Origin of the sequence: Pseudomonas sp. BP01, assembly GCF_022760795.1 — a bacterium.
In the GTDB taxonomy this organism is placed as follows: Bacteria; Pseudomonadota; Gammaproteobacteria; order Pseudomonadales; family Pseudomonadaceae; genus Aquipseudomonas; species Aquipseudomonas putida_Q.
In genome coordinates, this window is record NZ_JAFBKA010000009.1 from 23,399 (window position 1) to 39,922 (window position 16,524).

Sequence of the window (16,524 nt, forward strand, 5' to 3'; positions counted from 1 at the left end):
GCAAGCCAGCTCCCACAGGTGCAGCACAGGGCCTGAAACCTGTAGGGACCTGTGGGAGCTGGCTTGCCGGCGATAGGGCCAGCACTGCCAATACATCATTCAGCAGGAACACCCCATGCCCCACCACAACCCCTTGGCCAGCGCCATCGCCCTGGCCATCGCCGGCCTCGCCGTGCCTGCATTCGCCGCCGAACCCGCCGACCGCCTCGACACCGTGGTCGTGGTCGGCACCCATCGCAGCGACGTCACCGCCCTGCAAAGCGCCGCCCCGGTCGATGTGCTGAGCGGTGAAAAACTCCAGGAAACCGGCGCCAGCGACCTGTCCGCAGCACTCACCGCGCTTTCGCCCTCGTTCAGCTTCCCGCAGTCGCCCCAAGGCGCCTTTGCCGGTTCCATCGCCCAGGGCGCCTCGCTGCGCGGCCTGGCTTCCGATCAGGTGCTGGTGCTGGTCAACGGCAAGCGCCGCCATACCAGCGCCAACGTCACCCGCCAGGGCCTGGTCAACGCCCGTGGCGCGGCAGCCGTGGACCTTAGCCTGATCCCGCTGTCGGCCATCGAACGGGTAGAAATCCTGCGCGACGGCGCGGCCGCCCAGTACGGCTCGGACGCCATTGCCGGGGTAATCAACATCGTGCTCAAGGAGCGCGACGAAGGCGGTAACGCCGGCTACCGCTTCGGCGGCTACAAGAAAGGCGATGGCCTGCAGCGCAAGCTCAGCGGCTGGAAGGGCTTTGCCTTGCCCAACGACGGCTTCCTGACCCTGGCCTTCGACGCCGGCAGCCAGGACCCCGCCAGCGACACCCGCGACGACAACCGCCTGTTCTACCCCGGCTCCACCAGCATCGACACGGCGCGCGAGCAGAACAACCGCTACCGCAACTGGCGCTGGGGTTCGGGCAATGTCTCGGACCAGTACAACTTCACCGCCAACGCCGAAATGGGTTTGAGCGAGGGGCTGAGCGCCTATGGTTTTGCCACCTATGCGCACAAGAATACGGATGCCGAGAACTTCTTCGACCCGCCCACCACGCTGCGCAATAACTACGGCAGCGTAGCCCTGGCGCGCTACCCGGACGGCCGCCTGCCGGTCACCCGCTACGGCCTGGAAGACTTTGCCGTCACCGGTGGCCTGCGCTTCGAGGACCAGGCCCTGGGCAAATTCGACCTGGCGCTGAACTACGGCAATAACCGGGTCGACTCCACCGACCGCGACGCCATCAACCCCAGCTGGGGCAGCGCCAGCCCGTCGACCATCTACACCGGCCGCCGCGAAGCCGACCAGACCAACCTGACCCTGGACTGGACTCGCGACTTCGCCAACGACTGGCTGTTCAAGCCGCTGACCGTTTCCGCCGGGCTGGCCTGGCGCCAGGAAAACTACGACCTCAGCGAAGGGGACGCCGCCGGCTGGTCCAACGGGCCGCTGTTCAATACCATCGACCCCATCACCGGCCGACGCATCCCTGGCTACTACTCGGGCATCACCCAGGTCGATGCCGTGTCACTGGACCGCCGCGTGATCGGTGCCTACTTCGATGTCGAAGCCCAGCTGACCGAGAAGTTGCAGGCCGGCGTGGCCGTGCGCAGCGAGCACTATTCGGACTTCGGCGACACCACCAATGGCAAGTTGTCGTTGCGCTACGATTTCACCCCGCAGATTGCCGCGCGCGCCAGCGCCAGTACCGGCTACCGTGCGCCTTCGCTGGTGCAGAGCGGGTTGTCGTCATTTAGTGTACAGGTGGTGGAACAGCCCCCAGGCAGTGGCAACTGGGTCGAGGTGCAGCAACGCACCCTGCGCGCCGACAGCCCGGAAGCGGCCCTGCTTGGCGGCAAGGCGCTGAAACCTGAGGAATCGACCAACTTCTCCGTGGGCCTGGTCTGGCGGCCGTTGCCCAACGCCTCGGTCACACTCGACGCCTACCGTATCGACATCGACAACCGCATCACCCTGTCCGACCAGCTGCCTGCATCGGTGGTGGGCCCGATCTTCGCCGGCACCCCTTACGCCAACATCCAAAGCGCGGCGTTCTATACCAACATCGCCGACACGCGCACCGATGGCTTCGAGTTGGCCGGGCATTACCAGCTGGATGCAGGTCGCTGGGGGCGCGTGGACTTCAACGGTGGCTACGCGCGTAACAACACCCGTATAACCGGGCTGGATGATGTGGGCGGCATCCCTGGCAGCCAGATTATCGGCCGCAACACCCAGGGGCTGATCGAAGACGGCACCCCCGAGGACAAGCTGACCCTCAGTGCCAACTGGCTGTATGACGGCTGGAGCGTCACCATCGCCCAGCGCCGTTATGGTGAATGGAAGAACCGCAACGCCGCCAACCCGACGCTGGACCAGACCTTCAGCCCGCAATGGGTGACCGACCTGGACGTGTCGTACCGCTTCGACCTGGGCCTGACGTTGTCGGCGGGCGCGATCAACCTGTTCGACAGCCACCCGGACAAAGCGAAGGGTGCACAGCTGTATGGCGTGCCCAAGTACTCCATCACCAGTCCAGAGGGCGCGCAGGGGGCGTTCTACTACACCAGCGTGAGTTACGACTTCTAAGCTGAAACCAGGTTGCCTTCTTCGCGGGCTCGCCCGCTCCCACAGGTACTGCACAGGCTCGCAGACGGGTGCCATCCAGTGGGAGCGGGCAAGCCCGCGAAGAATCCAGCACCGATACTGCTGACTGACTGCTGCTCTAGCAGCACCTCGCTGCTGCTAGAGCATCACCCTCCCCCTCCAGCGCCGCAATCCGGGGCTTGCGCCCCCTGGCACAGCTCTTGCGATACACCTCTACCCTCTGCTTTCCCAAGGCCAGCCATGCGCGTGCTTTCTCGTCTTTCCTGGTTCATCTCCCCACTGGCCCTGCTTACCTGCTGGGCCGTGGTGGCCTATGCCGGGCTGTTTCCGGCCAACCTGCTTATTCCGCCGCTGGAGGTATGGCACAGCCTCACCGACCTGCTGGCCACCGGCGAGTTGCAAGAGCACTTGGCCGGCAGCCTGTCGCGGCTGGCCTTGGGCTTTACCGGCGGCGCGCTGGCCGGCCTTGGCTTTGGCGCGGCGCTGGCGTTGTCGAAAACCGTGGAGGCCTACTGCGCACCGCTGTTCCACTCCCTGCGCCAGGTGCCCAGCATCGCGTTGATCCCGATGTTCGTGCTGCTGTTTGGCGTGGATGAAACCTTCAAGGTGGTCATCGTCGCCAAGACTGCGTTTTTCCCGGTGGCACTGGCCACCTGCGAAGGTATCCGCGCGATCCCACGCAGCCATTTCGAAGTGGCTGCGGTATACCGCCTGCGCTGGCCGACGCTGGTGGGGCGGATTGCCCTGCCCGCTGCGGTGCCGGCGATCGTCACCGGTATACGCGTGGCACTGACCCGCGCCTGGGTAGTGCTGGTGGCGTGCGAGTTGCTGGCAGCCGACAGCGGCCTGGGGCAGATGATCGAGATGGGCCGGCAGATGTTGCGCATCGATGTAGTGATGGTCGGGGTAGTGCTGACGGGGTTGATCGGCTTCACCCTGGACTTCACCCTGCGACGCGTGGAACGCCATTTGTCCGCCTGGCAAAGCCGTTGAGGAGGCTGTGATGAAACGACCTGATTTGCGTGGCCTGGTAGTGCCGCTATTGCTGCTCGGCGCCTGGGAGTACGCCTCGCGCCAAGGTGCAGCCGGGGCCTACGCCTTCGTGCCGCTGGCGCAGGTGGGCACAGCACTGGCCGAACTGCTGGGCAGCGGTGAGTTGCTGATCAACCTGTGGGCCAGCCTGTTACGCACCTGCAGCGGTCTGGCCATCGGCATTGTCGGTGGGGTCGGCCTGGGTGCGTTGATGGCCCTGTCCACACCTGCCAACCGCCTGATCGCGCCGCTGTTCCATGCCTTGCGCCAGGTGCCGATGCTGGGCTGGATCCCGCTGATCGCCCTGTGGCTGGGTAATGGCGAAGGCGCCAAGCTGCTGATCGTGAGCTTGGCGGCGTTGTACCCGATGGTACTCAACACCTTCGAAAGCCTGCGTCAGGTAGCTGGCCAACACCGCGAAGCGGCCCGGGTGCTGATGCTCGGCCGCTGGCAGCAGCTTTGGCTGATCCTGTTACCCGCCGCACTGCCAGGCATTGCCGCCGGGGTACTGCAAGCCTTGGCCTTTGCCTGGGTAACCTCGGTGGGCAGCGAGCTGTTTTTGTCTGCCGGGGCCGGCCTTGGCAGCTTGATGATGAACGCCGAAGCTGCGGCGCGCATGGAGATCATCGTGGTCTGCGTACTGTGCATCGGCCTGAGTGGCTACCTGATGTCCTGGCTGTGCACCCTGCTCACCCGCCGCCTGCTGCGCTGGCGCACCAACCATTGAAAGGCCCGACCATGAACGCCATCGCCCACGCATTACCCACCACCGCCAGTACTGGCGCGCTGACCATTCGCGGCCTGAACAAGGCGTACCCGCTCAAGGGCAAACATGTGCCGGTGCTCGAAGGCATCGATCTGGACATCCGCCCTGGCGAATTCGTCAGCATTGTCGGCGCCAGCGGCTGTGGCAAATCCACCCTGCTGCGGCTGATCGTCGGCCTCGACCAGGACTACCAGGGGCAGATCCTGCTGGACCGGCAACCGGTGCGCGGGCCTGGCCTGGAGCGCGGTATCGTGTTTCAGGACCACCGCCTGTTCCCGTGGATGACCCTGCAGCAGAACATTGCCCTTGCCTTGAAAAACCATGCGCTACCTGCGGTGGAGAAAAACCGCCTGGTGGCCGAGCACATCGAACTGGTGGGCCTGAGTGGTTACGAGCAGGCCTACCCGCACCAGTTGTCCGGTGGCATGGCCCAGCGCGCGGCAATTGCCCGGGCGCTGGTGAACAAGCCCAAGGTGCTGTTGCTGGACGAACCGCTCGGCGCGCTGGACGCCCTGACCCGGGTACGCTTGCAGCAGGAGCTGCAGCGCATCTGGGTGCAGGAGCGCTGCACGGTGATCATGGTGACCCATGACATCGAGGAAGCACTGTACCTGGGTGACCGGGTGATCGTGATGGACGCGCACCCGGGGCGGATTCGCGAGGACTTGCGCATTGACCTGCCGCACCCGCGCCAGCGGGACAGCCAGGTGTTGCAGGGGTACAAGCAGCGGTTGCTGGGGGAGCTGGTGGGGCATTGAGAGGCGGTGAACCGAAAGATTGACGGGGGCTGCAACACTGAACGTGAACAATCTGTTCGATGAGAAATACTATGCTGGCATGGCGGGCGGGTTAGCCGGCAAGTAAGCCAAGGGCCGCTTTGCGGCCCATCGCGACACAAGGCCGCTCCTACAGAGGTATGCGATCCCCTGTAGGAGCGGCCTTGCGTCGCGATGGGCTGCGCAGCAGCCCCTGTATTTCAAGCCAACAACTTGTTCCTCAGGTTCTCAACCTGCCAGGATGAAGTCCGCTACATTCACCGTGGTCGCATCCGCCACCCCCACCAGGCGGATGGAGTCGGCAGCGCCGATGTGAACCAGCGTATCCGCGCCAACATCGGCGATGGTGACGCTGGCGGCAAAGGTCGCCGCAGTGATGTTGAGGGCGGTGATATCCAGCCGGTCCTGGCCACCGGCCGCAATGGCATCGAAGTTGATGATCAGGTCGTTGCCGAAGCCGGCCGCGAACTGGAACACGTCATTGCCGTCAGTGGCCATCATCGTGTCGTTGCCGGCACCACCCACCACCGTATCGTTGCCCGCCGCACCGTTGAGGAAGTCGTTGCCAGCGCCCCCAATCAAGGTGTCGGTGCCGACGTCACCAAACAGCGTGTCGTTGCCGTCGCCACCTTGCAGTGTGTCGTTGCCGTTGCCGCCGTCCAGGCTGTCATCACCAATGCCGCCCAGCAAGGTGTCGTTGCCGTTATCACCCAGCAGCGTGTCGTTGCCGTCACCGCCGTCGAGGCTGTCGTCGCCACCGCCACCGTTCAGGCTGTCGGCCCCAAGCCCGCCGAACAGCTGGTCGTTGCCGGCGTCGCCGTTCAGGGTATCGTTACCGGCATTGCCGTTGAGGATGTCGTTGCCACCGTCACCATTGAGCGTGTCGTTGCCTGCTGCGCCGTTGAGGGTGTTGGCCAAGCCGTTACCGATACCGGTGAAGTTACCCGCCCCGGTAAAGGTCAGGAGCTCGACGTTGGCGGCCATCGTATAGCTGGCGAGCGTGGTGCGGACAGTATCGGTACCTGCCCCGGTGGCCTCGACCACGACATCACCGGCGTTATCGACCACATAGGTATCGTTGCCGACACCACCGACCAGGCGGTCGGCCCCCGCACCGCCATTGAGCACGTCGTTGGCGGCACCGCCGGTAAGTGTGTTGGCCAGCGCGTTCCCGGTACCGGTAAAGCTGCTGCTGCCGGTGTAGGTCAGGTTTTCGACGTTGGCACCCAGGGTGTAGGTTGCCAGGCTGGTCTGCACCAGGTCGGTCCCACCGTTCAGCGCCTCTGTCACCGTGTCACCGGCGTTGTCGACCACGAAGCTGTCGTTGCCGGCACCGCCATTCATGGCATCCGCGCCAAGCCCACCGTTGAGGGTATCGTTGCCATCGTCGCCATTGAGGACGTCCGGGTCGTCCCCGCCGTTGAGGATGTCGTTGCCAAGCCCGCCGAACAACTGGTCGGCGCCGCCCAGGCCATTGAGCGTGTCGTTGCCGCCCAAGCCCGAAATCACGTCATTGCCCGCCGTGCCGGTCAGGGTGTTGGCCGCGTTGGTGCCCACCAGTGTCACGCCTGGCGGCACCACCACTGCAGCCGTCGCGGCTGAGGTCAGCGACTCCAGGGTGCCGAAGCCGTCGGTGTAACGCACGATCACCCGCAACTGCTGGTTGCCCTGGGCAAAGCCTGGGGTAAAGGTGGCGGCGGTGGCGCCGACAATGTTGCTGAAGGTGCCGCCAGTGCCCTGCTGCCACTGGAAGCTGAAGGCACCGAGCCCGTCCAGGTCGGCGATGCCGCCCGTGAGCGCGGTCAGCGACTGGCCCTGGTCTGGCGTGGTGTCGCTGATCGACACTGCACCGGTCGGTGCATCGTTGACGTTGGCGACCGGGTCGAGGATGTCGGAGGCGACACTTTCGTGCACGCCGAAGTCATCCACATAGCTGACCACCACCCGCATGTTCTGCCCCACTTGCGCCTGGGTGAGGACAAAGGTGCTGCTGATGGCGCCAACAATGTTGACCCAGCCGACACCCCGGTTGGACTGCCACTGGAAGGTGAACTGCGGGTTGCTGAGGCCGTCGGCATCGACGATGGTTGCCGGGTTGGCGGTGAGCGTCTGGTTCTGCACAAGCAGCCCCGTCACGGTCGGCCCGGCGCTCGGCGCGCTGTTCGTCGACGAATCGACGATTTCCAGTGTGCCCTTGGCGTCCTGATACACCGCACGTACACGGATGCTCAGGCCAGCCACATCGTCCGTGACCCGGTAGGTGGCGCCCGTCGCCCGCTGGACCTCGCCTGCGGCGACAAAGGTGATGTCTTCATAGACTCCCGAACCCGGCAGGGTCTCGACTTGCCAGTAATAGGCCGCAGGCCCGTTGACCGCGCCGGTGATGTTGGCGGCGCTGACGTTGTCCGCGTCATGTACCGCCAGCGGTGTCACGCGCAGCAGTTGGCCGCTGACCGGTGTATCATCACGCACCCCGGTGGCAGCGTCGAGAATCACCAGGTGGCCCGTTGGGCCAGCGTTGACGGCGGTTCCCACGCCAGAGGCTTGCGAGCGATCAGAGAACTGCAGCCGCTCGATGCCGGTCAGGTGGTCGACACCATCGCGCCCGGCCACCAGGTCGGTGACGATCACCGCATTGCCATCGACCACCACGCTGTAATCGGTGGCCACCCCCGAGAACACCGCCGTGTCGTAGTTGTCGGTGCCGTTGAGGATTTCCCGCACGATCACCAGCTGGCCTGGGTTGTAGGTGCCGTTGAGCATCAGCGGCACCATCGGCTCCATGCTGTCGTAACTGGCGATTTCCGGGCCAGTGCCATCGAGGTTGGCGCGCACGCTGATGCGCACGTTCAGCCACTTGTCACCGTCAAGGATGTCGTCGCCGCCACGGCCTTCGATCAGATCGCTGCCGCTGCCGCCGAGGATGATATTGCCGCCATCGTAGAACGTTGCACCGGCGGCCAGCAGGCTGGACAGGCCGTTGATCAGGTTGATGTTGGTCAGCACACTGCCAGTGGCACCCGCGGTGGGCAGCGAAGTGGCGTCCTCGTTGTCACCGCGCAGGAAGTCGCCATGGGCCGAGCCCGACAGGCCTTCCATGATGTCGAAGCGGACCAACGCCGAAGCGCCCGAGCCCGGTACTGGCGGCACGTCGAAGAAGCGGTCGGTATAGTCGATGGTCACACCTTGGGCCAGGCCCTTGAAGGTTGCCCAGTCGTAGCCCGAGCCACCGATGTAACGGTCGCCAAAGCCCAGGCTGCCGACCATGATGTCGTCGCCGCCTTCACCGTTGAACTTGTCGTTCTCGTTGCCGCCGATGAACACGTCGTGGCCGATGATGGGGTCGTTGCCGAGCGGGTCGAAGTTGTCGCCAGGCGCACCGTCCGAGGTGCCCTTCTCGATCCAGTCGTCACCTTCGTTACCCATGTCCTGCTCGTTGGCCTTGCTGCCCAGGATAAAGTCGTTGCCCTGGCCGCCTATGGCTTCGGAGGCATCTTCACCGGTGACGATGAAGTCGTTGCCGAAACCGCCGATGATAAGGTTGACGCCATTGCCGCCGTGCAGCACGTCGTTGCCGTCGCCGCCCTGGATGTTGTCGTCACCGCCCATGTCGCTGATGATGTCGTCGCCGGCACCACCACGCAGCTGGTCGTTGCCGTCACCCCCCTCGATGCGGTCGTTGCCGCCATCGCCCCAGACCGTGTCGTCACCCTCGCTGGACACCAGAATATCGTCACCGTTGGTACCGCCCAGCACGATGTGCTCGGCACCGGCATAGCGGATGTAGTTGGTGTCCGGGCCAGCCGTCAGCGGGCTGTCGCGGAACACCACCTGCTCGCCGTTTTCGCCCAGTGGGTCGACGTTGCCCAGGCCTGCGTTGAACTGCTTGCTCTGGTCGACTTCCAGGTAAAAGCCCGGGTCGGAGAACACCAGGCCCGGCAGGTGGGTGGCGGAGGTGTTGGCCATGATCAGCTTGGCGAAGGAGTTGCTTTCCAGCTCGGCGTTCATCGACAGGCCGGAGGTGCGCTCCAGGTAGTAGAAGCGGTCGCCGTCCTGCAGTTTCTCCATCTGGTTTTCAAAGACGAAGTTGAAGGTGCTGCCGAGCATGCCGCCGAACGGGGTTTTCTCTTCGGCCAGGCCGCCGATCCACAGGTCAATGGCATCGACACCGGTGATAGTCACCGCCTTCAAGTCATCGGCGGTGCCCAGCACACCATCCTTGCCGGGCAGGGTTACATTCGCCCAGGTACCGCTGCTGTTGAGGAAGTCCAGGCGGTCGGCCGGCGCGCCATCGCCACCGAACACCAGGGCCATGGCCGCAGCGCGTTTTTCCAGCAGTGTGGTGGCCCCGGTGATAGTGCTATGGGTGCCATAAGCCGCAATGAAGTTGATCAGCGACTCGGGGTGCTTCAGATGCTGCACCAGGTCGACCCAGCTGGTGTACGGCTTGAGCTGGGTATCACCGGTTTGCCCGTAGATGTCGCGGCGCAGGGCGTTCAGCGACGGGATGCCAACGTCGCGGCCACGGGCGATGTTGATCGCCGGCAGGTCCAGTGGCAGGCCAAGCAGGTTGTTGCGCAGTGCCTCGGTGACGAACTCGTCGATTTCGTTGCCACCCTGACGGGTGACCCCGCGGACGATGGCGCTGGTGGCATCCTCGGGGGTAACGCCACTGGCGGCATAGGCCAACGGGTTGAGGAATGCCGCGATCAGGCCCAGTTGCTGGTCAGGGTTGGCGCTGGCCGGGTCCTTGATGACGTTGAAGTCGATGTCGTAACGATCGACTGTCTCGGTCAGCATCGAGTGGCCGAAGCGGTACACGGTGTGGGCGAACTCGGCCACGATCGACGCATCGAGGTCGACGTCGTACACCTGGGTCGGGGCAAAGAACAGGTCGACCCGTGGTTGCACGGTACGTGCGAACTCCTCGAACACCAGGTGCTGGTACTGCATCTCGGTACCGAACTTGGCCGCCTGGAACAACCGCTCGCCGTTCCATACCAATGCGCCGATCTCGGCCGGGGTAACCGGCAATGCGGTTACCGGGTTGAGCAGCCATTCGTTGAGGAAGGCCAGGTCGTGCGAGTCGAGCACGGTGTCCATGGTCTGCGCCACCAGCCGGTTGTGCTCGGAGTGGAAGATCGCATGCACGGCTGTCAGGCCGATGTTCTCGTTGACCCGACCGTCGCCGGCGACGTAATGCGCGTCCAGCAGTTCGTTGTCGTAGGCCAGGTTGGCCCCGGTCTGTGGGTTGACCGGCACAGCGTTGCCGGCAACGTTGTCGGCATCCGGGGCCAACACGCCGCCACTGAACACGGGTACCGCGTTATGGGCAATGTCGGCGAGGAACTGGTGCCCCGTGCGCACGGCGTTGGTCAGGTCGAGCGGCGCCAGCGGGTTGCCTTCGACCTGTTGGTCATCGGCAGTGCCGGCAATGCCGTCGAGGCCCTTCATCACCACCATCGGGTAGCCGTTCGGCCCCTTGATGAAGTTGCCGTAGGCGTCGGTCGCCAGCAACGGCACGTTGTCGACGTCGGCATCGGTCAGGTTGATGCCAAGCACGTCGCGGGCCTGGGCCTTGAGTACTTTCCAGGTGGCCATGCCGCCGATCTCGGTGTCGTCGGCAGTGCCGAACTTGCCATCGGCGCCCAGGTCACGGTTGGTGATCAGCCGGCCAGTGGCAACGGGGCCGTCGTCGGTCAACAGGTAGGCACGCAGGAACACCTGGTGCGACGGGTGCGAGCTGTAGGTCTGGTTCTGGTCCACGAACGGCGTGGTGGTATTGGTGTGCTCGCGGATGTCGTCGGCGTTGCCGAGGATGCCATCCGGCCCTGGCAGGTTGGTGGCACGGGTCACCACCATGAAGTTGGTGAAACCACCCTCCACGTAGAGCGGGTCATCGGATTGCAGCGGGATGTAGATAGTCCCCGAACCACCCTTGGTGACCAGGTCGAGGCCATGGTCGAAGAACTGCCCGAAGAATGTCATCCAGGCGTTGAACGGAGCAGACAGGCCGGCATCGGCAGCGGTATTTTCGAACAGGTACACATCGTGGTCGTCCGTGGTGCCGAACTGGCCATCCATGCCCGGGCTGGCGACAATGCGCACGCCGTCCTTGAGGACGTCGTCGTTACCGGGCGTGCCGAAGTTGAGCACGCCATCGGCACCTGGGTCATACGCGGTGGCATAGGCTGCCGGGTTGTTGGAGGTCTGGTCGACGATCAGGTTACTGATGGTGCGCGGCTGCGAGTCGAACACCGGGCCGCTGGTCTGCTGGTACGACGAGCCTGGAATGGCCGGCGAGCCAGGGCCGAAGAAGCCGGCCGGTGCACCTTCTGCCGGGTTGAACACCGGGTCGGTCAGACGCGGGAAGACATTGTCGGCAGCACCGAACTGGGTGTTGTTGTTGCCGTTGAGGTTCATCAGGTTGTTGTTCGAGCCATCGACTGCACGCAGGCCCAAGGGCGCGCGGATGTTGGGGATCAGCGAGAGGATGTCCTGCCCGGCGGCATCGGCCTCGGCGATCTTGATCTGGTCGAGGATGAAGTTGAGGTCAGAGCGCACCATGTGCAGCCCCTCGCCCCCTGCCGTGGCGTCCACGACCGGAGTGACCGGCGTTGGCACCACCGGTGCGCCTGGCTGCACCACCGCCGTGGGTGCGGAATACAACACCTCGGTTGTGCCATGGGCGTCCTGGTAGATCGCCTTGACCCGCAGGCTCAGCCCGGCCAGGTCTGGCGACACCTTGAACGCGGTGCCATCGGCGCTCTGAAACGCCAGGTCACCGGCCGGTAGCAGGATGATGTCCTCGAACACACCGCTGCCCGGGTCGGACTCGAACTGCCAGTAGTACGACACTGAACGGTCGGCAAGCGTGCCTGCCGGGTTGCCCGCGCTGATATTGTCGGCGTCGAGCACGCCAGCCACGCTCACCGAGAGCATATCGCCCACCGTGATCACCCCGCCGTTGCCATCGGTCACGGTCGGGCTGCCAGTGGGCTGCGCGTTCACGCCTGTCACCAGCACGCGCTGGCTGTCGGCGAACTGCAGGCGTTCGATGTGCAGCAGCGTATCGACGCCGTCGCGGCCAGCCACGGTATCGGTCACCGTCCACACATCATCCGCGACATCGGCCGTGCCTTTGGTGTTCTGGGTTACCACGTACTCGCTCTGCACCCCCGAATACACGGCCGTGTCAAAGGCCGCGCCGCCAGTGGAGGTGCCGGGCAGAATCTCCCGCACGGCTTTCAGCTGGCCCGGGTTATAGGTGCGGTCGAGCATGAACGGGATCATGTCGACCATGCTGTCGAAGCTGGCGATCTCGGGCCCGGTGTGGTTGACGTCGCCCGGGGCGTACACGGCAATCCGCACGTTCAGCCATTTGTCGCCGTCGATCAGGTCATCGCCGCCACGGCCCTCGATCAGGTCGCTGCCATTGCCGCCGAGCATGATGTTGCCGGTGGCAAAGCCTGTGGTAGGCAACCCGGCATCCGCCAAAAACTGCTGCAGCCCACGGATCAGCGCCACGTTGGTCAGCGCACTGCCGGTGGCGCCGCCATGGTTGAGGATGGTCACGGCATCGACGTCATCGCCCTTGAGCACATCGGCGTAGTTCGAACCGGACACCCCTTCGACCTCGGCAAAGCGGTCGAGGATGCTGGCCGGCGAGGCGCCGACCGGGTTGAACACCCCGGCGTTCTGGTTTGGCGCATTGCCGTGGGGCTGGGCCAGCGCTGCCAGGCTCAGGTCAACGGTGACGCCGACCTTGTCGTTCTTGTTGGTGATCCAGTCGAAGCCCGACATGCCGTCCATCTTGTCCTGGGCATCGCTGCCGACAAAGATGTCGTCGCCGCCCTCGCCGATCATTTCGTCAAAGCCACCGCCACCGACGAAGATGTCGTTGCCGACCACTTCGTCACCCAGCAGCGGCGCAAAGTTGTCACCGGGCGCACCGTCCTGGGTACCCTTCTCGATCCAGTCATCGCCCTCGTTGCCGGTGGGTGGCAGGTTGGTCTTGGCGCCGAGGATAAAGTCATCGCCCTGGCCACCAAAGGTGGTGGAAATGTCCTCGGTGGTGATGATGAAGTCCTGGCCGTCGCCCCCCAGGATCAGGTTGCCGGCCGCCAGCATGCTGCCGGCGACGATCACGTCGTTACCGGCGTTACCCTCCAGACGGTTGTCGCCGAACGCGTCGGTGATGATGTCATCGCCGGCTCCGCCCAGCACTGCGTCGTTGCCTGCGCCACCTTCGAGCACGTCGTCGCCGGCATCGCCGTAAACGGTATCGTCGCCTTCGCCCGAGAGGATGATGTCGTTGCCGGCCGTGCCGCCCAGCACCACATGGTCTTCACCGGTGTAGTGCAGGTAGTTGGCGTCGGGGCCCACGGTGTCGGGGTTGTCGCGAATTACCAGCGGTACGATTTCTACCCCGTTTATCTCGATGCCCCCCGTCGGGTCGGCCTTGCCGTCGGCACCCAGCCCGGTGAACTGGTTGGCCTGGTTCACTTCCAGGGTAAAGGTAGGCGTGAGGAACACGGTGTTGGACAGGTGGGTGACATCGGAGTTGAGCATGATCAGCTTGGCAAAGGAGTTGTTCTCCAGTTCCGTACCGAAGTTCATACCCGCCGTACGCGACAGGTAGTAGAAACGGTCGCCGTTCTGCAGCGCCTCCAGCTGGGTTTCGAAGACGAAGTTGAAGCTGGACCCGAGCATGCCGCCGAAGGGCATTTTCTGCTCGGCCAGGCCACCGACCCAGAAGTCGATGGCATCCACCCCGGTCACGGTCACGCCGGTAATGTCGTCGGCAGTGCCGGCGATGCCGTCCTTGCCGGCCAGCGTCACGTTGGCATAGGCGCCGGTGCCGTTGAGGAAGTCCAGGCGGTCGAGTGGTGAACCGCTACCGCCAAGCACCAGCGCCACTGCGGCGGCGCGCTTGTCCGCTTCGGTGGTGGCTGCGGTTATGGTGGAGTGAGTACCGTAGGCCGCGATGAAGTTGATCAGCGATGCCGGGTGCTTGAGGTGGTCGGCAAAGTCGGCCCAGCTGATGTAGGGCTTGAGTTGGCTGTCACCCGTTGCCGCATAGAATTCGCGGCGCGCCTCGTTCAGGCTGGGGATACCGGTATCACGACCCCGGGCTATGTTCAGCGCGGGCAGGTCCAGCGGCAGTCCGAGCAGGTTGTTGCGCAGGGCTTCGGTGACGAACTCGTCGATTTCGTTGCCAAGCTGGCGGGTAACGCCGCGGATGATCGCACCGGCCGCTTCGTCGGCGGTGGCACCGCTGCCAGCGAACGCCAGCGGGTTGAGGAAGGCGGCAATCAGGCCCAGTTGCTGGTCGGGGTTGTCGGGGTCGGCAGACACCGGGTTGAACGCCGGGTCGAAGCGGTCGACGGTTTCGGTCAGCATCGAGTGGCCGAAGCGGTACACCACATGGGCGAACTCGGCGAGGATGGCCGGGTTGATCGACGTGTCGTAACCGTTAGGGGCGAGGAACTCGTCGATCTGCGGCTGGATGGTGCGGGCGAACTCTTCGAACACCAGGTGCTGGTACTGCATTTCGGTGCCGAACTTGGCCGCCTGGAACAGCCGCTCGCCATCCCATACCAGCGCGGCGATGCCGGCAGGCGTAGTGGGGATGGCGGTAACGTCGTCGATCAGCCATTCGTTGAGGAATGCCAGGTCGCCTGCGGCCAGCAGGGTGTCCTTGGTCTGCTGCACCAGGCGGTTGTGTTCGGAGTGGAACACGTGGTGCACAGCCGTCAGGCCGATATTCTCGTTCACCCGACCGTCGCCAGCGATGTAGTGGGCGTCGAGCAGTTCGTTGTCGTAGGTCAGGTTGTTGCCACCCGGGCCCATAGGCTGAGCGTTGCCAACGGCAATGTCAGTGTCGGCCTGCAATACGCCGCCAACCAGCACAGGCGCGGCGTTATGGGCGATGTCGTCCAGGAAGCCATGCCCAGTGCTCACGGCATTGGCCAGGCTGATGGGCGCGGCGCGGTTACCTTCGACCAGTTGGGTGACGTCATCGGCAGTGCCGGCAATGCCGTCGGCGCCGTTGTTAACGCGCATTACCACCTGCGGCATGCCGTTTGGCCCGCGCAGGAAGTTGCCGTATGCATCGGTGGCCAGCAACGGCACGCTGTGCACGTCGGCGTCGGTCAGGTTGATACCCAGCAGGTCACGGGCCTGGGCCTTGACCACCGCCCAGGTGGCCATGCCGCCGTTTTCGCTGTTGCCATCGTCGGCGGTGCCGAATTTGCCATCCGCGCCAAGGTCGCGGTTGGTGATCAGCCGGCCTGTGGCCACCGGGTCACCGGCGGCATCGAGCGTGTACTCGCGCAAAAATACCTGGTGCGAGGGGTGCGAGCTGTAGGTCTGGCTCTGGTCAACGAACGGCGAGGTGGTGTTGGGCTGGCTATCGTCGGCGGTGCCCACCACGCCATCGGCGCCGGCGGTGCGTACGGCGCGTGACAGCACCATGAAGTTGGTCGGGCTGCCGGCCACGTACAACGGGTCATCCGGGCGCAGCGGTATGAACACGATGTCGGTGCTGCTCTTGCTGACCAGGTCCAGGCCGTGGTCGAAGAACTGCCCGAAGAACGTCATCCAGGCGTTGAAGCCGGCAGTCAGGCCCACGTCCGGCGAGACGTTGGGGATGAAGAACACCGGCTTGTCGTCGGCGGTGCCGAACACCCCATCGATACCGGGGCTTATCACCGGGGCGGCGCCGCCATTGGCTTCGACCGCCGCCGGGTTGTTGGCTGTCTGGTCGACGATCAGGTTGCTGATGGTACGCGGTTGCGAATCGACGACGTTGCCGGTGCCCACGTAGTTGGCACGGTAGGAGGCATCGAGCAGGCGCAGGAACGAGTTGTCGGCAGCGCCGAACTCGCTCTGCCCAGCCACCAGGTTGTTGAAGCTGCCATCGACGGTGCGCAGGCCGAACGGCACCTGGCTGTTGGGCAGCAGGTCGCTCAGGCTGGCGCCGTCAGCATGGGCTTCGGCGATGAAGATTTGTTTGAGAATGAATTCCAGGTCCGACTTGCTGAAATTGGCCATTGCAATTGCCCTCGATCTTTCGGGAGAAATCACAGGGCAACAGGGTCCTTCCCGCGCCCAGTCAGTGTTGACGTGCGCAGTATCTGGTTGGTGGTTATGGGCTCAGTGGCGCAGTTTTTTGTGCGGGCGCCACAGCCTCATTGCTTGCAAGCCGGCCCCCACCGGTGGGGTAGGAAGCCCTGTTAACCGTGCGCAACAGGTGTAACGCACCTGTATCGACCCCAGCTCGCACAGGGCCCGAATACCTCAGACTAAAGTCGTAGAAGAAACTCTTGTCAATATCCCGTCAAAAAATCACTCAGCGATGATAATGC

5 protein-coding genes are annotated in these 16,524 nt (G+C 64.3%); 4 read left to right on the forward strand and 1 reads right to left on the reverse strand.

Annotated features, from left to right (window positions below; all coding sequences use genetic code 11):
* Positions 1 to 115 precede the first annotated feature (115 nt).
* The 4 genes from JOY50_RS10150 to JOY50_RS10165 all read left to right on the forward strand — a co-directional run bounded on the left by JOY50_RS10150 (position 116) and on the right by JOY50_RS10165 (position 5,137).
* Positions 116 to 2,563: a TonB-dependent siderophore receptor gene (locus tag JOY50_RS10150; protein ID WP_138736741.1), complete on the forward strand. Its 2,448-nt coding sequence runs from the start codon at positions 116 to 118 to the stop codon at positions 2,561 to 2,563.
* A gap of 258 nt (positions 2,564 to 2,821) precedes the next feature.
* The gene (locus JOY50_RS10155) at positions 2,822 to 3,574 is read left to right on the forward strand and encodes an ABC transporter permease (protein ID WP_132839723.1); all 753 of its coding nucleotides are present in this window, start codon (positions 2,822 to 2,824) and stop codon (positions 3,572 to 3,574) included.
* A 10-nt stretch (positions 3,575 to 3,584) separates the two neighbouring features.
* Positions 3,585 to 4,340, forward strand: coding sequence for an ABC transporter permease (locus JOY50_RS10160; RefSeq protein WP_132839720.1), 756 nt, complete (start codon positions 3,585 to 3,587; stop codon positions 4,338 to 4,340).
* Between the two features lie 11 nt (positions 4,341 to 4,351).
* Complete coding sequence (locus JOY50_RS10165) at positions 4,352 to 5,137, forward strand: ABC transporter ATP-binding protein (RefSeq protein WP_132839717.1); 786 nt, start codon at positions 4,352 to 4,354, stop codon at positions 5,135 to 5,137.
* 246 nt (positions 5,138 to 5,383) lie between these two features.
* On the opposite strand, the gene JOY50_RS10170 is transcribed toward JOY50_RS10165, so the two are convergent.
* Positions 5,384 to 16,210, reverse strand: coding sequence for a peroxidase family protein (locus JOY50_RS10170; RefSeq protein WP_243055155.1), 10,827 nt, complete (start codon positions 16,208 to 16,210; stop codon positions 5,384 to 5,386).
* Positions 16,211 to 16,524: the final 314 nt, after the last annotated feature.